Here is a 19,968-nt window from a genome sequence, read left to right as displayed (position 1 = left end):
GGCCGGTGCGGGGCAGGCCGGGCCTTGCCGCGGTGGGGCGGGCCCGGCCGGGATAGATGGGCAGGCAAACTTGCAAGGCTTCCTGTCTATCTCTTACGGTGGTCCCCATGGCCACCTCTCACGACGAACCCAGCCCCGAACAGGTCGCGGCAGAGCTCTCGGTCGTACTCGGACGCGTGGCTCGGCGGCTGCGGAGGACATCTCCCGGCCTTGAGCTGACGCAGTCGCAGCGGTCGGCGCTGTCCCTGCTGGACCGGGAGGGCCCGTCGACCACGGCCGCGCTGGCCCGCGCCGAACTGGTCAGGCCGCAGTCGATGCGGCTGACCGTCGCCGCGCTGGAGACCGCGGGCCTGGTGGAGCGCGCTCCCGACCCGACCGACGGGCGGCAGTCCGTCATGTCGGTGACCGCTCTCGGCCGCCGCACGCTCGAAGGCGTTCGCGCCGACAAGCAGAGCTGGCTCGCGTGCGCCATCGGCGAGGAACTGGACGCGGCGGAGCGGCGCACACTCAACGACGCCGTCGCGCTGCTCGAACGGCTGGTACTGAAGTGACGGCCCCAGGCGGTGCCGGAGCGGCAGCAGAGGGGGCTGCGCCGGGCACCAGGCTGCCACCGGGCGAAGACGACGGCGCGGACACCGCGACAGCCGCCCGGTCGGACGCCACGATGGCCGCCGAGCCGGACGGGGCCGGATTCGGGGCCCGCCTCACCGCGCCCCTGCTGCTCGGCTCGCTGCTCAATCCGCTCAACACCACCATGATCTCCACCGCTCTGGTGTCCATCGGCCACCACTTCGGGATCGGTGCGTCCAGCACGGTCTGGCTGGTGTCCGTGCTCTATCTGGCCAGCGCTGTCGCTCAGCCGGTGCTCGGAAAGCTCGCCGACTCCATAGGTCCGCGCCGTGTGTTCCTCGCGGGCCTCGCCGTCGTCGCGGCATCCGGGCTCGTCGGCGCGGTGGCCCCCGGCTTCGGCTGGCTGATCGCCTCCCGGCTGCTTCTCGGCATCGGCACGTCCGCCGCCTACCCGGCGGCCATGGCCGTACTGCGCTCCGAGTCGCGCAGGCTCGGCACCCCCACTCCCCGCCCCGTCCTGGGCCGGCTCTCCTTCGCCGCGCTCGGCAGCGCGGCGGTGGGCCCCACCCTCGGCGGGCTGCTCGTCGCCACCTGGGGCTGGCGGGCGATCTTCGCCGTCAACGTGCCGCTCGCCTTCGTCGCGTTCGTCTGCGCCACGCGGTGGATCCCGAAGGACGACGGCCGGCGCGCGACCGCAGGCCAGTCGCGCGAACCGGCCGGCCTCGACCCGCTCGGCATCCTGCTCTTCACCGGCACCCTCACGGCCCTGGTCTTCTTCCTCCTCGACCTGGCCCACCCGCAGTGGTGGCTGCTCGGCCCCGTCGCCGTCCTGGCTGCCGTCCTCACCTGGTGGCAGCTCCGGTGCCCGCGCCCCTTCATCGACCTGCGGATGCTCGGCCGCAACCACGCCCTCGCCCGCACCTATCTGCGGCACGGCCTGAGCTACCTCGTCATCTACTGCGTGATGTACGGCTTCACCCAGTGGCTCGAGGACGGCCGCGGATTCTCCTCCCTGCACACCGGTCTGCTGATGCTCCCCATGTCGGTGGCCGCCTTGGTGTGCTCCCTGCTCGGAGCCCGTACGAAGGGGATTCGGGCCCCGCTCACCGTCGCCGCCGTCCTGGTCGCGGCGGGAAGCGGCCTGCTGATCTTCACCACTGGAGCCACCCCGGTCGCCGTGCTGCTCCTCACAGGGGCCTGCTTCGGTATCCCGCAGGGGCTGATCGGCACCAGCAACCAGGCCGCCGTCTACCAGCACGCCCCCGCCGAGGCCGTCGGGTCGGCCGCCGGCCTCCAGCGGACGGCCCAGTACATCGGCGCCATCACGGCCTCCAGCCTCATCGCCCTCGCCTACGGGCAGCGGGCGAGCGACGGCGGACTGCACCTGATGGCCGCCGTCTCCGTTGTCCTCGGTCTGGTGCTCGTCGCACTGACCGTCTCCGACCGGGCGCTCCGTGCCCGCAACCGAAAGTGAGCCATTCCATGACAGCCACCACCCTCGACACCCGGACCGCGCTGATCCTCGTCGACCTCCAGAAGGGCATCGTCGGCCTGCCGACCGTGCATCCCGCCGCCGAGATCATCGAGCGTTCCGCGCAGCTCGCCGCCGCGTTCCGCGCGCACGACCTCCCGGTCGTTCTCGTACGTGTCACGGGCGGCGCCCCCGGCCGCAACGAGGGCCCCGCGCGGCAGGGCACGCCCCCGGCGGACTGGGCCGAGCTGGTGCCCGAGCTGGACCAGCAGGACGGTGACATCGTCGTCACCAAGCAGACCTGGGGCGCCTTCTACGGCACCGACCTCGACATGCAGCTGCGCCGCCAGGGCGTCACCCAGGTCGTCCTGGCCGGGATCGCCACGGCCATGGGCGTCGAATCGACTGCCAGGTCGGCACATGAGCACGGCTACCACGTGACCGTCGCCACCGACGCCGTCACCGACATGGACCCCGAGGCCCACCGCAACGCCGTCGAGCGGATCTTCCCGCGCCTCGGCGAGACGGACACCGCGGAGACGATCGTCAAGCTGCTCGGCTGACCGCTTCACGGCTCCCCCGCCCGCGCGTACCGGCGGGGCGGGGAGCCGGACCCGGCCGCGGCGCACCGGCGTTCCCCGCTCGATATGGGAACCGGCCGGTGCGCCGCGGCCGTTCTGCGCCGACGGCCCCGACTCGGGCCTGCGGCGGGGGAGTTGCGGCGGGGGAGTCCGAGGACGGCGGCGTCGGGCGGCGGGCGCTGCTCGACCGCCGGGGCTCCGCCAGGGTTTCGCCCGGACGGACGGTTTCGCTGACCACCTGTCATCACTTCGAGTGAAACTTTGGCCCCTGCTTGCGGTCAACAACCTACAGTTGCCACGCTGTTGCGGTCTGTCGACCTATATGGGAGTGGCCAGTGACTTTCGGTGAGCAGCCGGCTTATCTGCGCGTCGCGAGTGATCTTCGACAGAAGATCACCGACGGCTCGCTGCCACCGCACACACGACTGCCCTCGCAGGCCCGTATCCGCGAGGAGTACGGGGTCTCCGACACGGTCGCCCTCGAAGCGCGCAAGGTGCTGATGGCCGAGGGGCTCGTGGAGGGCCGCTCGGGGTCGGGTACTTACGTCCGGGAGCGGCTCGTCCCGCGCCGTATCGCCCGCTCCGGCTACCGGCTGCCCGAGGGTGCGACGCCGTTCCGCCAGGAGCAGGCCGACGAGAGTGCGCGCGGCACCTGGGAGTCCAGCAGCGAGCAGGACGTCGCGGAGGCCGACACCGCGCTGCGGCTCTCCATCCCGCCCGGTGAGCGGGTGATGCGCACGCGGTACGTCTACCGCGACGCAGGGGAAACGATGATGCTGTCGACCTCCTGGGAGCCCCTCACGATCACCGGGCGCACGCCTGTGATGCTTCCCGAGGAGGGGCCGCTCGGCGGCTGCGGGGTCGTCGAACGGATGGCGGCGATCGATGTCGTCGTGGACAACGTCGTCGAGGAGGTCGGCGCCCGGCCCGGTCTGGCCGAGGAGCTGCTCACGCTCGGCGGGGTGCCCGGCCATGTCGTGGTGGTCATCTCGCGTACGTACTACGCGTCCGGGCGGGCGGTGGAGACGGCGGACATCGTCGTCCCGGCGGACCGCTACCGCATCGCCTACCACCTGCCGGTGAAGTGAGCCGCCGGACCGGCTGACGGCACGAACAATCCGGGCACGCTTCCTGACGACGAGTCGGCTGGAAGCGTGCCCGGATCCGTTATATGCGGACATATGCCGCCGGGCGGCACGTCGTTGCGTACTCAATGGAAATTGCAGAGTGGCTTAATGCGTACCTCTTTGTGAAAACACGTATTCGCTCAGTAAGGGTCGGGCGTACGCTCGGGCATATGCGGACTGCGGTTTCCTGGAGATCAGAGATGGCCTGCACGCCGGCGTGCGACGGGGGTACACGGTGACGGACAGCAACGTCATGCTGCTGTGGCAGGTGATACGTGAAGACGACAACGGCAATCGCTATCGCGTCGGAAGGTACGCGACGAAGGACGAGGCGCAGAAGACGGCCGACACCCTCGGTGCCCGTGGGCACCGGCAGATGTACTGGATCGAACGTGTCGGCCAGAGCGTGCAGTAGTAGCGAGAGCTGTTGAGTGAGGGCGACTCGGCTGCCGCACCGGGGTGAGCGCAGCGGAGCCCGCGCCGCGGCGGGTGCTCGGTAGGCTCGCGCCATGGCTGATCGCGTTGTCGTGGGTGGGGCGTTGTACGACCAGGGGCGGCTGCTTGCCGCCCGGCGCAGTGCTCCGCCCGAGCTGGCGGGTCGCTGGGAGTTGCCCGGCGGGAAAGTGGAGCCCGGGGAGAGCGCCGAGCAGGCGCTGGTGCGTGAGCTGCGCGAGGAACTCGGCGTCGAAACGGAACCCCTGGAGCGCATCCCGGGAGAATGGCCGCTCCGTGCCGGCCTTGTGCTGCGGGTGTGGACCGCCCGGCTGGTCTCGGGTGAGGCGCGCCCGCTGGAGGACCACGACGAGTTGCGCTGGCTGTGGCCCGACGAGATCGACTCCGTCGACTGGCTGGACCAGGACCGGCCCGCTGTGGCCGAGGCGGCGCGCCGTTTGAGGGCCGCGCCGCAGGGGTGATGCGGGCCGGAGCCCTTCCCGCGGAGGCGCGCCCCCGCGACCGCCCTCCACGCCCACCCCGTGGGCACCCGGCGAGTGCCTCGCGTACGGCCGTACGCCCCGTTGGCCTGCGATCCACCGGCCGTACCGCGTTGACCTGCGATCCACCGGCTGCCGACCGCTGATCCAGCACGTCCCACGGGGTGCGGGCCGGGACGTTCGCCGGGGTCGACCCGGATTTACGCGCGGTCCCCGCGACCTCGCTGCCGTCGGGAAGCCTCGGGAACCCGTCGAAGACCCGTCAGGATGCCGACCGGGCGCCGCCGGAGCGCGCTCATCGGGTGATCGGGCGGTCGGGATTGTGCGCCGTTCGTGCCACTGTCTGCCATATAGCGCGGTGTAGCCGATATCTGCGGTGAATACAGGGTATGTGCTGGTTAGCTCCTATTCATCAAGGCGCATGTCCATGGTCGGCATGGGGAAGTGATCGGCTTGATCGACACCGACGACGGATGTGCCGAGTGGACCTTCCCCGCCGAGCCCGATGCCGTACGTGTCGCGCGCCGGGCGGTTCGGGACACCCTGCGCGCGTGGGAACTCGACGGCGAGTTCGGCGACGTCGCGACGCTGCTCGTGAGTGAGTTGGTGACCAACTCCATGCGGCACGCGTCCGGGCCGATCGGAGTCAGGCTCGCGCGACTGGATCAAGCCACCCTGCGCGTGGAGGTTTCCGACCCGCTTCCGGATCCGCCCCGCGAGCGGGCGGCGGGTCCCGACGACGAAGGGGGCCGGGGACTGCAGCTCGTGGCCTGTTCGGCGCAGCGTTGGGGGACGGCGCGCGGCAGATCGGGCAAGACGGTGTGGTTCGAGCTGGCCCAGTCTGGTTAGGAGAGGAGTGGGACGCGATCGCGGCCGGGTGTCCGAAAGTGACTGAGACCGTGCTGTGATCGTGAACGCCGTGCCGGTTGGGGCCGTAGTGCTGAATACTGCGGGGTGCCACCTGGGTCGGTTCGGTGCGTGGTGAGCTGGAGGGGACGGTCGCGTGAGCGATATATCCGGTGCGACGGGCGATGTCGTATGGCAGAGCAGTCCGCCCGGCTCCATCTATGACTACATCAGGGTCGCCTCGTTCTCGATCGGGGCCGACGGGCTGGTGGAGCAGTGGAGCAAGAGGGCCGAGGAGCTGTTCGGCGTGGACGCCCGTGACGCCGTGGGCGTGGACCCGGTCGAGGTCTTCATGCCGGTGCAGGCGCGCGGCAGAGGGCACGGCAGGGTCGCCGAGATCCTGGACGGCAAGGAGTGGACCGGGCTGGTCCCCTTCCGGATGCCGGACCGGCCGGAGGCGCAGGGGCTCGCCGAGCTGTATGTGATGCCCACGGAGACGGCTGACGGCGGACGGGCCGCTGTCTGCATCGTTGTCGACGTCAGGGTGCTCCGCCAGATCGAATCGGACCTCGCCTCGTCGCAGGCCATATTCGGCCAATCTCCCTTCGGCTTTCTGCTGTTCGGTACGGACCTGACGGTGCGGCGGGTCAACAAGCGCTTCGCGGAGCTGTTCGGGGACGACGTGGGGGAGCACCGCGGCCGTACGGTCCACGACTACCTCGCCCGTGCCGAGGCCGACCGGATGACCACGGCGCTGAAGCGGGTCCTGGAGACCGGACGCCCCGTCACCGACCTCCAGCTGATCGGTTCCGCGCCGGGGAGTTCCGAACACAGGCACTGGTCGGTGAACCTCTACCGCGTGCACAGCGGTGCGGGCGCCCCCATCGGCGTCGCCGGGCTGGGCACCGATGTCACCCGCCGGCACGTCGCGGCCCGTGAGGCCGCCAACGCCCGGCGCAACCTCGCCCTGCTCAACGAGGCAGGCGCCCGGATAGGGAACTCCCTCGATCTGGAGACCACCGCCCGTGAACTCCTCGACGTGGCCGTCCCCGGCTTCTGCGACCTGGCGGCGGTCGACCTGTACCAGGGGCTGCTGGCCGGTGACGAATCGCCCAAGGGCAGCGCCGACGGCAGCGCCGAACTGCGCCGTGTCGCCTATGCCAGCGCCGTCTCCGACGTCCGGCTGACGGGCTCGGACGACGGCCCCGAGCTCGGCGCCGTCCACCGCTACGCGTTCCATTCGCCGTGCGCGAGCGCCCTGCGCACCGGCAAGGTGCGCTCCGTGCCCGGCTCCCAGGGCGGCCATGTCCAGTCGACGCTCGCCGTGCCGATGGTCGCCCACGACACGGTGGTCGGCCTGGCGCAGTTCTCCCGTACGAAGGGCAGCGAGCCCTTCGGCGAGCGGGACCGTTCGCTGGCTGTGGAGCTCGCCGCGCGCGCCGCGGTCTGTATCGACAACGCCCGGCTCTACCGGCGCGAACACGAACGTGCCCTGATACTCCAGCGTTCCCTGCTGCCGCCCGGCGACCCCGAGGCGGCCGGGCTCGACATCGCCTGCCGCTATCTGCCCGGCAACACGGCGAGTGAGGTCGGCGGCGACTGGTTCGACGTCATCGAACTGCCGGGGCACCGGACGGCGCTGGTCGTGGGCGACGTCATGGGCCACGGACTGCGGGCCGCCGTCGCGATGGGCGAACTCCGCACCGCCGTAAGGACGCTGGCGCTGCTGGACCTGGAGCCCGCCGAAGTACTCGAAGCGCTCGACGAGATCGCCCGCGGACTGGGCACCCCGAGCGGGACGCAGCAGGCCTCACGTGCCGCGCACAAGTCCCGCGAGGCCGATCTCTCCGAGGTCTACCTCGCGACCGCCGTCTACGCGGTGTACGACCCGGTGACCCGGCGCTGCACCTTCGCCAACGCCGGGCACCTGCCGCCCGTGCTGGTCGAACCGGGTGAGCCGGCGCTGCTGCTCGACGTACCGCCCGGCATGCCGCTGGGTGTCGGCGGCGAACCGTTCGAGGAGGTCGAGGTCGAGATACCGGAGGGCGCGCTCCTCGCGCTCTACACCGACGGACTCGTCGAGTCCCGCGACCATCCGCTGGACGAGGGCCTGAGCGCTTTCCGCGAAGCCCTCACCCACTCCGAGCGCCCGCTCGAAGACGTCTGTGACCATGTGCTCAACACGCTGGACACCGAGCACGGCGAGGACGACATCGCCCTGCTGATGGCCCGTATCCAGGGGCTGCCGGAGGAGTCGGTCGGTGACTGGAGCCTGCCCCGCGAGCCGCGCTCGGTGGGCCGGGCCCGCGAGCTGGCCCGGGAGCAGCTGGTCGACTGGAACCTGGACGACTTGGTCGACACGACCGAACTCCTGGTCAGCGAGCTGGTCACCAACGCCCTGCGCTACGGCGAGGGCGAGATCAGGCTCCGTCTGCTCCTCGACCGCACCCTGGTCTGCGAGGTCTGGGACGCGGGTCTGGTCCAGCCACGCCGCCGCCGCGCCCGCGACACGGACGAGGGCGGCCGGGGGCTCCAGCTGGTCGGTCTGCTGAGCGCGGCCTGGGGCTCACGGAGGACCCCGCGCGGAAAGACGGTCTGGTTCGAACTGGCCCTGCCGGACGGCGCGCCCACGCCCGAGCTGAGCGTGGAGCAGCTGCTGAGCATGTACTAGTCCGAGGCGGTGCGGCCGTGCTGTGGGCCGGTTCATCGGGTGTTGTGCCGTATTGCTGCCGGGCCCACCCGCCATGAATTGCGGTGCGTAGCGGCGCTGTTACGGGCGTGCCGTTCGGGTGGGCCGTGGCGCCCTGGAGGGAGCGCCACGCCGCCCCTCCGTTTCGCACCATCCTCTCGGAGGTGGTGCTGCGCACGCCATGCCGTGACGCGCAGGCGTGGAGGGAACAGCTGGAGCACCTGGGCGAGGTGGGGGAGCGGCCCAAAGTGGCTCTCCAAGTGCTGCCGATGAGCGCCGGACTTCACGGGCTGGCGAACATGACAGCGATGTTCTCCGGCTACCGGAGGGGCGTACGGTTGCGTACGTGGAGAACGGGCTGGGCGGTGAACTCATCGAAGAAGCCGGCACCGTTGAGAACTTGCGGCTCCGGTACGATGCCGTGCGCGACCTGGCCCTGACGCCCGCTGAGTCGCGGAAATACATCATGCGCATGTTGGAGGGGGTTCCGTGCGATCCACTGAGCTGAGCGCCGCTGCATGGCGCAAGAGCAGTTACAGCAATCAGGACGGCGGCGAGTGCGTCGAGGTGGCAGACGGCTGCAATGACGTCGTCCCCGTCCGCGACAGCAAGAACCCGCACGGCCCCGTCCTCGCGTTCGGCGCGACCGGGTGGGCGCCCTTCGTCTCCGCCGTGAAGCGCGGCGACGTGAGCGCCTGACGCGCAGGCTCTGCGGTCCTACGCCCGTGACTTGAGCGCCGCCAGCCTCGCGTCCACCTCTGCCGTGTCCCCGAGGGTGTCCAGCTGCTCGAACTGGGCGTCCAGCGAGGACGCCGCGAGTTCCCGCTGGCCCATGGCCCTCGCCTCCTCGCGCCTGACCTTGTCCTCGAAGCGGCCGATCTCGCTCGTCGGGTCGAGGACGTTGACGCTCTTGACCGCGTCCATCATCGTGTTCTGCGCGTGGGCGGTCTTCGAGCGCGCCACCAGCTCGTCGCGCTTCGACTTCAGGTCCGTGAGCTTGCTCCTCATCTGGTCCAGGCCTGACTTGAGCTGCTCCACGACCTCGTTCTGCGCGGCGATGGCGGGCTGCGCCGTGCTCGCCTCCTTCTCCGACTGGAGCTGGCGGCCGAGTGCGACCTTCGCGAGGTTGTCGAAGGTGTCGGCGTCGGCGTCCGAACCCGCGGCGCGCAGGGTGTCGGCCCGCTTCGATGCGGCCAGCGCCTTGGCGCCCCACTCGGTGGCAGCGGCCACGTCCTCGCGGTGGTCCTGTTCCTGGAGGCGCAGATTGCCGATGGTGACGGCCACGGCCCGCTCGGCCTCCGCGATGTTGTCCGTGTATTCGCGGATCAGCTGGTCCAGCATCTTCTGCGGGTCCTCGGCCTGGTCGATCATCGCGTGGATGTTGGCCTTGGCCAGCTGGGCCACGCGGCCGAGCACGGTCTGCTTCTCCGGCATGGTCTTGCTCCGTTCGCTGGTCGAATCCGTTGTACCGGTGCGTGTGTTGCGTGCGTGTGTTGCGTGTCTGTCGGGTCCGCCGTGGCCGTTCCGTTCAGAAACGGCCGCCGCCGCCCATCCGGCCGCGTGTCCCGCCGCCGCCGAAGCTGCCGGGACCCGGGCCGCTCCCGCCTCCGAACCCCCCGCCGAAACCGCCGCCCCCGCGCCCCCCGCCGAGCAGTCCGCCGAGGATGATCCCGCCCAGCACCGCGCCGCCCATGCCGCCACCGGAGCCACCGCCCATTCCTCCGCCCGTGCCACCGCCGTACTGGTTCCCGTAGGCCCGTACGTCCTGTTCGGCGAGGTACTGGGCCTGCCCGGCCAGTGAGTCGGCCTGCTGGGCCTCGGACAGCGCTCCCTGGGCGTCGGTCGCCGCGAGCGCCTGGGACTGCTCCAGATGGCGGTGGGCCTCTGCCAGCCGGGTACGGGCCTGGGTGCCCACCGCACCGCGGTGCGTCGTGATGTAGTCGGCCGCAGCCCCGATCGTGGAGCGCGCCGTCAGCGTCGCGGGTTCGAGGAGTTCGGCGGCCCTGCGGGTGCCTTCCTCGTGTTCACGGGCGCCGTCCAGCGCCTTGTCCAGGGAGGCGTCGGCCTCCTCGGTCCTGCGCAGCGCGTCGATCGGGTCGTACCGTCCCGCCTGCTGCTCCTGCCGGACCCCGGCCGTCACCGTCTCCGCACGGGCGATACGCCCCTGGAGGTCGGCCGTGGAGGTCCCGGCCGGGGTGCCCCTGAGCAGGCCGCGGGCCTCCGCCAGATCCGTGTCCGTCTCGGTGAGCGCGCCGGTCAGCCGGACCTCCGCCTCCGCCACCTCCCGTGCCATCCGGTCCACCGCGTCGATGAGCGTGGTGGCCTGGCCCACGGCGCTCTCCGCCGCCCGGACATGGACCGCCGCCCGGCCGTTGTCGCCGCCCGCCACCGACTGCCGGGCCTCGTTGAGACTGTTCGTCGCGAAGAGCAGCCGGTCCTTGGCCTGCTCGACGTTCCCGGTCACCGCAGCCGATGCCGAGTCCGCGTACCGCTCCCGCAGCGCGGCGAGTGTGGACTCGGCTGCCCCGGTACGCCCCGCGGTGGCCCGGAAGGCGGTCTCCGTGGCCGCCAGCGCCTGCGGGGCGTTCCGCTCCAGGGCGCGCAGCCGGTCGAAGCTCTCCGACTCCTCGTCGAGCCGGCGGTCGGCCTCCGTGCAGCGGGCGATGATCTCCTCCAGCATCTGCCGCCGTACGGTGTCGTCCTCGGGATACGAGTCGTCGAGCTGCTGGCGGAGCCGGAACGCCGTGGTCAGCTCGCTCCTGGCATACGTCAGCGCCGCGGTGAACGGCTCCGCGGCCCCGTCCCCGAACTGCGCCACCGCGAAGCCCAGTTCCTCCGTGCTGGTGCGGATCGCGTCGTCCGTGCCGACCAGCAGCTTTCCGGCCTCGGCGTCGAGCTGCGAGAGCGGAACCGCCTCGGTGCCCGCGCCGCCCCAGCCCTGCTGCTGGGCGGTACTGCCGGGGGTCGTCCTGCTCTCCGCGCGCCGCCTCCTGACGGTGTACGCGTAGATCGCCAGGCCGCCGACCACGACCACCAGGCCGAGCGGCACCAGCAGGGCGCCGTTGCCCATGTCGACGGTGCTGCCGCCGCCGGGGTCGGACGCGCCGGGGGTGATGGCCGGGGTGGGCACGGGCTGCCCCGCGAGGGCCGCGCTGTAACCGTTCGCGGCCCCGATGGCCGCGCCCGCCCAGTCGTGCTGCACGAGCGGCGGTTCGACGGCGACGCGGGCGACGTCCGCGAGCTGGGCCGTGGTGAACCTGGTGGTGCCGCTGTCCGCCGAGTACGCGTACTGGCGTGCGTGCGTGGCGACCGCCAGGAGGATGTCGTCCCGGCCGAGCCCGTTCTTGTTCGCCGTGGTGTGGGCCCACTCCTGGGCGGGCTGCCCGGAGAAGTCCCGCACATAGACGACGAAGAGCTGCACGTGCCGTTTGCGGTACAGCGAGGCGAGCGCCCCGGCGACCGCGTGCTTGCGGTCCCCGAGTGCGTTCACCTTGTCGGTGACCTGCCCGTTCGACGAGAGGACCGGCGGGTCCGCAGCGTGGGCGACCGGCACCGGGGCAGCCAGCAGACACACCGCGGCGAGCACGGTGGCCAGGGCGGCGAGCACGGCGGCCGGTGCTGCGCGGACGGCGGTGTGCGGCCGTGCGGATATCTCGGGCGGCGTCACATTTGGGAGCGTATGACCGTCCTGTGGGCTCCGCGACCGCAGCCAGGACCCTGTCCGGCCGGTCTCCGCGGCCGCGCGACGCCCGGCCCGCAAAGAGCGGCCGGAGGGCCTAGTCTGTGGGGCCGACCGTACGAGCTCGTGGGGGGCGTGGTGCAGGTCAGATCCGCAGGCATACGTGTGCGGCGCGCACTGGCCGGGCTGCTCGTCCGGTGCGCACCGCACGGCAGGACCGGGCGAAGACCGGCGCGCACCTGGCTGAAGCGGACGGCGCTCGGGGCCGCCGTCCTCCTCGTCGTCCCCGTGCTCGCCGCGGGCATCGCGCTGCGCGCCAACGACGCGGGCGACTACCGCGACGGCACCCGCACCCGAGGCCGGGACGCCATCTGGCTCGGCCACGCGTGGGTCGACGGCCGCAAGAAGGACGCCGACGTGGACGCACTCGCCGCCCGGCTCCGGGGGACCGGACTGCGGGACCTCTATGTGCACGCGGGCCCCCTGGAGCACGACGGCACCCTGCCGCCCGGCCGCTACGCCAAGGCGAAGTGGCTCATCGCGGCCGTACACCGGAAGATCCCCGGCGTGCGTGTCCAGGCATGGCTGGGCGACAAGCTGGCCACCGAGAGCCCGGACGGTCTCGACCTCACCCGCGCCGCGTCCCGCAGCGCGATCGTCGACTCCGCGCGCGGAGTCATCGACGCGGGGTTCGAGGGAACACACTTCGACCTGGAGCCGCTGCACTCCGGCGACCGCGACTACCTGGCGCTCCTCGACGACCTGCGTGAACTCACCAGGGACCGGGGCGTGCTGCTGTCCGTCGCGTCCCACCAGATAGACCCGCTGCCCGCAGCGCACGCCGTCGCGGGCGCGCTCAGCGGACACCCCAAGTACTGGTCGCAGAGGTTCTTCGGCGAGGTCGCCCGCAGGGTGGACCAGATCGCCGTGATGTCGTACGACACCGCGCTGCCGCTGCCGAGCCTGTACGGGGGCGCGGTCGCCGAGCAGACGGAGCTCGCCCTCGAAGTCACCCCGGAATCAACGGACTTGCTGATGGGTCTGCCCTTCTACCACGAGACCAAGCCGGGTCACATCGCGTCCGCGGAGACGGTCGCGGCAGCGGTGCGCGGGGTCCGGCTCGGCCTCGGCCGGCAGGACCGCGACCGGGAGAAATTCGGGGTCGCGCTGTACGTCGACTTCGCCGCCACGGAGGGGGACTGGACGGCTTACCGCAAGGGGTGGAACTGAAACGGCCCCGCACCGCCGGCCGCCACCGAAGACGTCACCCGGCCGGGACCGCGGCAGCGGCCGGCGCCGGTAAGGCAACCCCCTACGGGCCTTCGGCGACCGGCGCGGGGTGCCCGCGCCGGGCCGTGCGCGCACCACCACCTGCTGCCGACGGCCCCGGTTCCCCCCGGGGAGAACCACCTGCTGCCGACGGCCCCGGCTACTCCCGGCGGCGGCCGATCCGGCTGCCCAGCCAGACCAGCGGGTCGTACTTCCGGTCCACGGCCCGTTCCTTCAGGGGGATCAGCGCGTTGTCGGTGATCTTGATGCCTTCCGGGCAGACATCCGTGCAGCACTTGGTGATGTTGCAGTAGCCCAGCCCGTGCTCCTCCTGTGCGGTCCGTTTCCGGTCGAGCCCCGCATCGGCCGCGGCGTCCAGCGGGTGCATGTCCAGCTCCGCGACCCGCATCAGGAACCGGGGGCCGGCGAAAGCCGCCTTGTTCTCCTCGTGGTCGCGCACCACATGGCAGGTGTCCTGGCACAGGAAGCACTCGATGCACTTGCGGAACTCCTGCGAGCGCTCCACGTCCACCTGCTGCATCCGGTACTCGCCCGGCTTCACCCCCTCGGGCGGTACGAAAGCCGGCACCTCCCGCGCCTTGGCGTAGTTGAACGACACATCCGTCACCAGGTCCCGGACGACAGGGAACGCGCGCAGCGGGGTCACGGTGACCGTGTCCGTCCGTGCGAAGACGGACATCCGTGTCATGCACATGAGCCGCGGGCGCCCGTTGACCTCCGCGCTGCACGAACCGCACTTGCCCGCCTTGCAGTTCCAGCGCACCGCCAGATCGGACGCCTGGGTCGCCTGGATGCGGTGGATGATGTCGAGGACCACCTCACCGTCGTTCACCTCGACGGTGAAGTCGCGCAGCTCCCCGCCGTCCGGGTCCCCGCGCCAGACCCTGAAGTGCGCTTCGTACGAACTCAACTCTTCAACTCCTCTTCGGCGAGGTACTTGACCAGCTCTTCCCTCTCGAAGAGGGCGAGCAGGTCCTGACGGATCGGCACGGTCTGCTTCCGGACGAGCGAGATCTGGCCCGAGCCGGGCTCCGCCGCAGCCGGGTCGGCCAGCCGGCAGAGCAGATTGATCCCGCGCCAGCCGCGCTCCATGTCGGGCCAGTCCTCACGGGTGTGCCCGCCTCTGCTCTCGGTGCGCTCCAGTGCCGCGCGCGCGATGCACTCGCTGACCAGCAGCATGTTCCGCAGGTCGAGTGCGAGGTGCCAGCCGGGGTTGAACTGCCGGTGCCCCTCGACCCCGGCGCTGCGGGCCCGTATCCGCAGCGCGGCCAGCTTCTCCAGGGCCTGCTCCATCTCGGCCTCGCGGCGGATGATGCCGACCAGGTCGTTCATGGTCTGCTGGAGTTCCTGGTGGAGGGTGTACGGGTTCTCCGCCGCTGCCGCGGATCCGCTCCCCGCGTCCGGGCTCTCGGCGCTGAAGGGCCGCAGCGCCTCGGCCGCCGCCGCGTCGATCCGGTCCTCGTCGACCACTGGCCGTACGGGGAGCGACGCCGCGTGGCGCGCCGCGTGGAGGCCGGCGCGGCGGCCGAACACCAGCAGGTCGGAGAGGGAGTTGCCGCCCAGCCGGTTCGACCCGTGCATCCCGCCCGCGACCTCGCCCGCCGCGTACAGCCCCGGCACGGCGAGCGCCGCCGCGGTCTCGGATTCGACCGCGATCCCGCCCATCACGTAGTGGCAGGTCGGGCCGACCTCCATCGCCTCAGCGGTGATGTCGACATCGGCCAGCTCCCTGAACTGGTGGTACATGGAGGGCAGCCGGCGCTTGATGACCTCGGCGGACATCCGCGTCGACACATCGAGGTAGACCCCGCCGTGCGGCGAGCCGCGGCCCGCCTTGACCTCGGAGTTGATGGCGCGGGCGACCTCGTCGCGCGGCAGCAGCTCGGGCGGACGGCGGTTGGTGTCCGGGTCCTCGTACCAGCGGTCGCCCTCCTCCTCGGACTCCGCGTACTTCTCCTTGAAGACATCGGGGATGTAGTCGAACATGAATCGCTTGCCCTCGCTGTTGCGCAGCACCCCGCCGTCGCCGCGCACCGATTCGGTGACGAGCAGCCCCTTCACCGAGGGCGGCCAGATCATCCCGGTCGGGTGGAACTGCACGAACTCCATGTTGAGCAGCGGCGCGCCCGCGAGCAGCGCCAGCGCGTGCCCGTCACCCGTGTACTCCCATGAGTTCGACGTGACCTTGAAGGACTTGCCGATGCCGCCTGTGGCGAGGACCACGCTGGGTGCTTCCAGGACGAAGAACCGGCCGGACTCGCGCTGGTAGCAGAAGGTGCCCGCCACCCGGTCACCCGTGGCGGGACCGCCATCCGGCGCGGTCGTTGCGGCGCCGCCCTCCGGCGGGGTGGTGAGAATCCGGGTGACCGTGCACTCCTGAAAGACCTTCAGCCGCGCCTCCGGGTCGCCGAACTCCCGCTCGTCCTCCTGCTGCAGCGAGACGATCTTCTGCTGGAGGGTGCGGATCAGCTCCAGTCCCGTCCGGTCGCCGACATGGGCGAGGCGTGGGTACTCATGGCCGCCGAAGTTGCGCTGGGAGATCTTCCCCTCCGGCGTTCGGTCGAAGAGCGCACCCCAGGTCTCCAGCTCCCAGACCCGGTCGGGCGCCTCCTGCGCGTGCAGCTCGGCCATCCGCCACTGGTTGAGGAACTTGCCGCCGCGCAGGGTGTCGCGGAAGTGCACCTGCCAGTTGTCGCCCGAGTTGACATTGCCCATGGACGCGGCGATCCCGCCCTCGGCCATGACCGTATGGGCCTTGCCGAAGAGGGACTTGCAGATCACGGCGGTCCTGGCGCCCTGTTCGCGGGCGGCGATGGCGGCGCGCAGTCCGGCGCCTCCCGCGCCCACGACCACGACGTCCCACTGCTGCCGGTCGAGCTGAGTCGTCATCCAAAAAACCTCATCTAGAAGAACCTCGGATCGTCGAAGACACCGGAAGCGACCAGGTAGACGTAGAAATCGGCGACCGCGATGCTGACCAGCGAAGCCCAGGCGAGCTGCATATGACGGGCGTTCAGCCTGCTGACCCAGCCCCAGAGCCGGTAGCGCACCGGGTGCCGGGAGAAGTGCTTCAGCCGGCCGCCCACGATGTGCCGGCAGGAGTGGCAGGAGGCGGTGTACGCCCAGATCAGCACGGTGTTGAGCAGGAACACCACGGAGCCCAGGCCCATATGGCCCCAGTGGTAGTGCGCGTCGCGGAAGGTCATGACGGTGTCGTACGTCAGGATTCCGGCGATGATCACGGCCGCGTAGAAGAAGTACCGGTGGATGTTCTGCATGACCAGCGGGAAGCGGGTCTCGCCGCTGTACTTCTTGTGCGGCTCGGCGACCGCGCAGGCGGGCGGGGAGGCCCAGAAGCCCCGGTAATACGCCTTGCGGTAGTAGTAACAGGTCAGCCGGAAGCCCAGCGGGAAGACCAGGATCAGGATGGCGGGGGATATGCCCCACCAGCTGCCGAAGAGGTCCCAGTTCGGCCCGTGCCGCATGGGTACGCATCTGTCGGCCAGGCAGGGGGAGTAGAAGGGCGAGACGTAGGGCGCCGCGTAGTAGTCGGCGTTCGCGAAGGCCCGCCAGGTCGAGTAGACGACGAAGGCGAGCAGCCCGGCCGCGGTCACCGCGGGTGAGAGCCACCAGCGGTCGGTGCGCAGGTGGCGGGCGGCGATAGCGGCGCGCGATGCGTCGTGCACGCCTGTTCCGGGGCTGGGCCGGGGTTCCGTGCCTGTTGCCAACGGGGGCTCCATTCGGCCGATCCTGAGTTCAGGGGGCGTGCCGGTCGCGGGCGCCGATCCCTTCGTCGTCCACGTAGTCGGCGGCCGCCGCTGACGCGGCGGACGACCAGAGCGCGGTGTCGTACGGGGTGTCGGACATGGTGACCAGATCGGGGCCGGCCGCCGGGCCGGCGGCCGGTACCGCCTCACGCAGCAGCGCGAGGCTCTCGCGCAGATGGCCGGCGTCCGTACGGACCCGGCGGATCTCCAGTCCGCTGCCGAGCCGCTGTTCCAGCAGGCCGAGGGAGCGGACCAGGTCGTCGAGACAGCGCTGAGCAGCGGTCAAGTCGTCTTGCAGGGGCATGGCGTGCCTCACTTCCGCCGGTGCGGACGGCAAACGATCGCGCGTCGGAGAGTGTCGCGCGTCACATCCCGCTTGTGAAGGGATACGGACGGATCCGCCGGATCCGCCGCGTGCGGACCGGTGGCGCACGCCCGTGTGTGCCCCCTCGGGGCGGCCCCGGTGCGCCGGTGCGCGCCCTCATTGCGCCGCACGGGTGGGGTTCGGGGGGTGTCGCGCCGTGTCTCCCGCGGACGGCGCGGGGCCTCCCCTTCAGTGAAGGGGTCATAGGTGTGATCAACATGAAATGCCACCAAACCCCAAGATTCACGTTCATTCCCAGCAGGGGTGGACGGAGTCGGCCCCGGAGGTACCAGCCATGTCCCACGTCGGCGTCTCACACGGGAGAGCGAAGCGTCGCAGCGTCGCGCTCCTCGCCACCGGTGTACTCGCGCTGCCCGTGCTGGCCGGGTGCGGTTCGAGTGACGAGCACAACAGCAGCGCGAAGTCGGTGGGCCCGGACATCGCGACCACGTCGCGCGCCCGGGTCGCGGACGGCGGCACCATGCACTGGGCCGTCGATACGATGCCGGCCACTCTGAACACCTTCCAGGCCGACGCCGACGGGACCACCTCACGGATCGCGGGCGCGGTGCTGCCCGCGCTCTTCACACTCGACCGCTCGGGGCGGCCGAAGCTCAACTCCGACTACCTGGAGTCGGCCGACGTCATCAAGCAGGAGCCGAAGCAGGTGGTCCGCTACCGGATCAACCAGAAGGCGGTCTGGAGCAACGGCCGGGAGATCGGGGCGGCCGACTTCCTGGCCCAGTGGAGGGCGCTCAGCGGCAAGGACTCGGGGTTCTGGACCGCGCGCAACGCCGGTTACGACCGGATCGAGAAGATCGAGAAGGGCAAGAACGACCTGGAGGTCGAGGTCACCTTCAACAAGCCCTACGCGGACTGGCGCTCGCTCTTCACCCCCCTGTACCCGAAGGAGGTCATGAGCACCCCGGACAGCTTCAACGACGGGGCGCGCAAGACACTCGCGGCGACGGCGGGGCCGTTCAGCATCAAGAGCGTGAACGCGGGGGCCAAGCAGACCACTCTCGTACGCAATCCGCACTGGTGGGGTGACCAGGCCAAGCTCGACTCGCTGGTCCTCAGCGCCGTTCCGGCCGACGACCGCACCGGGGCACTCACCGCCGGCTCCCTCGACCTGGCGGACGTCGACGGGCCGCTGGCCGGCCGGATCACCCAGGCGGGCAAGGACGGCAGCAACGGGCAGCCGCTGACCCACGGCCCCGGCAGCGACGTACAGCCCGCCGACGCCTTGCTGAACTGGGCTGCGGCGCACGGTGCGGACGGCCCGCAGGCCCAGGAGGCCGCGAGCAGGGCCGCCGAGCAGACCCGCGAGGACCGCAAGGAGTACGCGCGGCAGCAGGCGGGCCTGCACGGCTACGTGCTCCGCAAGTCCCTGGAGCCCGCCTTCACACAGCTGGCCATGAACGGCAGCACGGGCCCGCTCACGGACGAACGGGTGCGCCGGGCGGTGGCCAGAGCCCTGGACCGCAAGGAGATCGCGTCCGACGTACTGAAGCCGCTCGGACTGCCCGCCCTGCCGCCCGGCAGCCATCTCGCGCTCGCGGGCCAGGACGACTACGCCGACAACAGCGGGGCCATCGGTGGCCACGACGCACGCCAGGCCCAGGCGCTGCTCGCCGACGCGGGCTGGACGGCCCAGGGGGCGCGCAAGACGGACCCGGGCACCAAGGCGGGCAGCAAGCCCGAGGCATCGGGCACGCCGAGCGCCTCGGCCGGCCCGGCGGCATCCGGGAAGCCCGAGCAGTCGGGTAGGCCCGAGGCGTCAGCCGGGCCCGGGGCGTCGAAGTCCGCGGCCGGATCGTCCGACGACTCGAAGTCCGGCACCGTGTCCGGGGACGAGAAGCACCAGGTCGCGGGCGCGTACGCACCCAAGGGAAGCGCGGCCCCGGCCCCGGCCGCAGCCGCGCCCGCAGCGGCGCTCGGCAAGAACGGGAAGCCGCTGACCCTGCGCTTCGTCCTGCCGTCGGGCCCCGGCTCGGAGGTGATCGACAGCGTCGGCAACAAGATCACGCAGGAGCTGGACGCGGTCGGTATCCGCACGGTGGTAACGAAGGTCGACAGCGCCGGGTACTTCAAGGACCACGTCGCGTCCGGCGACTTCGACCTGGCCATCTACTCCTGGCCGGCCACCGCCTTCCCCGCCACCGACGCCCGGCCGATCTACGCCAAGCCCGGCGTCGCGTCCGACGGCTCGCTCCTGATCGACCAGAACTACACCCGGGTCGGCACCGACCGCATCGACCAGCTCTTCGACCGGGCCTCCGGCGAGCTGAACGACAAGACGGCGCGGGACCTGGTGAAGCAGGCCGACGCCCATATCTGGGCCACCGCAGGATCGATTCCGCTCTATCAGCGGCCGGAACTCATCGCGGCCAAGCGGGGTGTCGCGAACGCCGGAGCCTTCGGTTTCGCCTCCCCCGTCTACCAGGACATCGGCTTCCTGAAGTCCGCCAAGAGGTCCTGAGCGGCTGCCGCAGCCACCCTCCGTACCTCCGTGGAACCGCAGGTCGTCGCGGTGCGGCCGGTCTTCGACCGGAGCGCTGCCCGATCGCCCACTTGCCCGCCGGCCCTGTCGGCGGGCAAGGTCGTTTCCAGCGCCACGGCCCAGCGGGCGGACCCCGCCAGGAGCCCGCC

Annotated in this window: 17 protein-coding genes and 1 pseudogene; 12 read left to right on the top strand and 6 right to left on the bottom strand. The window is 71.2% G+C overall.

Going from position 1 to position 19,968, the window contains the following annotated elements:
* Window positions 1–107 precede the first annotated feature (107 nt).
* The 10 genes and pseudogenes from OG584_RS11500 to OG584_RS11455 all read left to right on the top strand — a co-directional run bounded on the left by OG584_RS11500 (window position 108) and on the right by OG584_RS11455 (window position 8,915).
* Window positions 108–551: a MarR family winged helix-turn-helix transcriptional regulator gene (locus tag OG584_RS11500; RefSeq protein ID WP_405777619.1), complete on the top strand. Its 444-nt coding sequence runs from the start codon at window positions 108–110 to the stop codon at window positions 549–551.
* Between the two features lie 113 nt (window positions 552–664).
* Complete coding sequence (locus OG584_RS11495; RefSeq protein ID WP_405784003.1) at window positions 665–2,044, top strand: MFS transporter; 1,380 nt, start codon at window positions 665–667, stop codon at window positions 2,042–2,044.
* Window positions 2,045–2,052: 8 nt separating this feature from the next.
* Window positions 2,053–2,604, top strand: a complete 552-nt coding sequence (locus tag OG584_RS11490; RefSeq protein ID WP_405777618.1) for an isochorismatase family protein — start codon at window positions 2,053–2,055, stop codon at window positions 2,602–2,604.
* Window positions 2,605–2,957: 353 nt separating this feature from the next.
* Window positions 2,958–3,710: a GntR family transcriptional regulator gene (locus OG584_RS11485; protein WP_405777616.1), complete on the top strand. Its 753-nt coding sequence runs from the start codon at window positions 2,958–2,960 to the stop codon at window positions 3,708–3,710.
* Window positions 3,711–3,984: 274 nt separating this feature from the next.
* Window positions 3,985–4,164, top strand: coding sequence for an SPOR domain-containing protein (locus OG584_RS11480; protein WP_405777614.1), 180 nt, complete (start codon window positions 3,985–3,987; stop codon window positions 4,162–4,164).
* Window positions 4,165–4,258: 94 nt separating this feature from the next.
* Window positions 4,259–4,663 carry a (deoxy)nucleoside triphosphate pyrophosphohydrolase gene (locus tag OG584_RS11475; RefSeq protein WP_405777612.1) on the top strand — a complete coding sequence of 135 codons (405 nt, stop codon included), beginning with the start codon at window positions 4,259–4,261 and terminating at the stop codon, window positions 4,661–4,663.
* A gap of 462 nt (window positions 4,664–5,125) precedes the next feature.
* Complete coding sequence (locus tag OG584_RS11470; protein WP_405777610.1) at window positions 5,126–5,530, top strand: ATP-binding protein; 405 nt, start codon at window positions 5,126–5,128, stop codon at window positions 5,528–5,530.
* A gap of 154 nt (window positions 5,531–5,684) precedes the next feature.
* The gene (locus OG584_RS11465) at window positions 5,685–8,198 is read left to right on the top strand and encodes a SpoIIE family protein phosphatase (RefSeq protein WP_405777608.1); all 2,514 of its coding nucleotides are present in this window, start codon (window positions 5,685–5,687) and stop codon (window positions 8,196–8,198) included.
* A gap of 152 nt (window positions 8,199–8,350) precedes the next feature.
* Window positions 8,351–8,724 (top strand): annotated as a pseudogene (locus OG584_RS11460) (DUF5753 domain-containing protein); the annotation flags it as partial.
* Window positions 8,706–8,915, top strand: a complete 210-nt coding sequence (locus OG584_RS11455) for a DUF397 domain-containing protein (RefSeq protein ID WP_405777606.1) — start codon at window positions 8,706–8,708, stop codon at window positions 8,913–8,915. The pseudogene OG584_RS11460 and the gene OG584_RS11455, both read left to right, overlap by 19 nt.
* An 18-nt stretch (window positions 8,916–8,933) precedes the next feature.
* On the opposite strand, the gene OG584_RS11450 is transcribed toward OG584_RS11455, so the two are convergent.
* Together OG584_RS11450 and OG584_RS11445 are read right to left on the bottom strand one after the other, a co-directional pair.
* Complete coding sequence (locus OG584_RS11450) at window positions 8,934–9,650, bottom strand: PspA/IM30 family protein (RefSeq protein WP_405777604.1); 717 nt, start codon at window positions 9,648–9,650, stop codon at window positions 8,934–8,936.
* Between the two features lie 94 nt (window positions 9,651–9,744).
* Window positions 9,745–11,823 carry a TPM domain-containing protein gene (locus OG584_RS11445; RefSeq protein WP_405784001.1) on the bottom strand — a complete coding sequence of 693 codons (2,079 nt, stop codon included), beginning with the start codon at window positions 11,821–11,823 and terminating at the stop codon, window positions 9,745–9,747.
* Between the two features lie 315 nt (window positions 11,824–12,138).
* On the opposite strand from OG584_RS11445, the gene OG584_RS11440 reads away from it, so the two are divergent.
* Entirely contained in the window at window positions 12,139–13,125 is a 987-nt protein-coding gene (locus tag OG584_RS11440) for a glycoside hydrolase family 18 protein (protein WP_405784000.1), read from the top strand.
* Between the two features lie 199 nt (window positions 13,126–13,324).
* Here OG584_RS11440 and OG584_RS11435 read toward each other — a convergent pair whose 3' ends face one another.
* From OG584_RS11435 to OG584_RS11420, 4 genes are read right to left on the bottom strand one after another with little or no spacing between them, the layout of a single operon-like run.
* Window positions 13,325–14,095: a succinate dehydrogenase/fumarate reductase iron-sulfur subunit gene (locus OG584_RS11435; RefSeq protein ID WP_405777602.1), complete on the bottom strand. Its 771-nt coding sequence runs from the start codon at window positions 14,093–14,095 to the stop codon at window positions 13,325–13,327.
* Window positions 14,092–16,074, bottom strand: coding sequence for a fumarate reductase/succinate dehydrogenase flavoprotein subunit (locus tag OG584_RS11430; RefSeq protein ID WP_405777600.1), 1,983 nt, complete (start codon window positions 16,072–16,074; stop codon window positions 14,092–14,094). Before OG584_RS11430 ends, OG584_RS11435 begins: the two co-directional genes overlap by 4 nt.
* 14 nt (window positions 16,075–16,088) lie before the next feature.
* A complete protein-coding gene (locus tag OG584_RS11425; protein ID WP_405777598.1) occupies window positions 16,089–16,913 on the bottom strand; it encodes a hypothetical protein in 825 nt (274 codons plus the stop codon).
* Between the two features lie 28 nt (window positions 16,914–16,941).
* Entirely contained in the window at window positions 16,942–17,256 is a 315-nt protein-coding gene (locus tag OG584_RS11420; RefSeq protein WP_405777596.1) for a hypothetical protein, read from the bottom strand.
* A gap of 355 nt (window positions 17,257–17,611) precedes the next feature.
* Between OG584_RS11420 and OG584_RS11415 the strand changes: the two genes are divergently transcribed.
* Window positions 17,612–19,798 (top strand): ABC transporter family substrate-binding protein, encoded by a 2,187-nt coding sequence (locus OG584_RS11415; RefSeq protein ID WP_405777594.1) that lies wholly within the window; start codon window positions 17,612–17,614, stop codon window positions 19,796–19,798.
* The last annotated feature ends 170 nt before the right edge of the window (window positions 19,799–19,968 follow it).

This window comes from Streptomyces sp. NBC_00859, from assembly GCF_045161865.1.
Lineage (GTDB): Bacteria > Actinomycetota > Actinomycetes > Streptomycetales > Streptomycetaceae > Streptomyces.
The sequence above is the reverse complement of the archived record's forward strand: the minus strand, read 5'-3'. Positions and strand labels throughout refer to the sequence as shown.

Bases quoted from the DNA above. Each gene is read 5' to 3' on its own strand.
- OG584_RS11415 (WP_405777594.1), top strand. From the start codon at position 17,612: ATGTCCCACGTCGGCGTCTCACACGGGAGAGCGAAGCGTCGCAGCGTC.
- OG584_RS11500 (WP_405777619.1), top strand. From the start codon at position 108: ATGGCCACCTCTCACGACGAACCCAGCCCCGAACAGGTCGCGGCAGAG.
- OG584_RS11475 (WP_405777612.1), top strand. From the start codon at position 4,259: ATGGCTGATCGCGTTGTCGTGGGTGGGGCGTTGTACGACCAGGGGCGG.
- OG584_RS11430 (WP_405777600.1), bottom strand. From the start codon at position 16,074: ATGACGACTCAGCTCGACCGGCAGCAGTGGGACGTCGTGGTCGTGGGC.
- OG584_RS11420 (WP_405777596.1), bottom strand. From the start codon at position 17,256: ATGCCCCTGCAAGACGACTTGACCGCTGCTCAGCGCTGTCTCGACGAC.
- OG584_RS11495 (WP_405784003.1), top strand. From the start codon at position 665: ATGGCCGCCGAGCCGGACGGGGCCGGATTCGGGGCCCGCCTCACCGCG.
- OG584_RS11450 (WP_405777604.1), bottom strand. From the start codon at position 9,650: ATGCCGGAGAAGCAGACCGTGCTCGGCCGCGTGGCCCAGCTGGCCAAG.
- OG584_RS11490 (WP_405777618.1), top strand. From the start codon at position 2,053: ATGACAGCCACCACCCTCGACACCCGGACCGCGCTGATCCTCGTCGAC.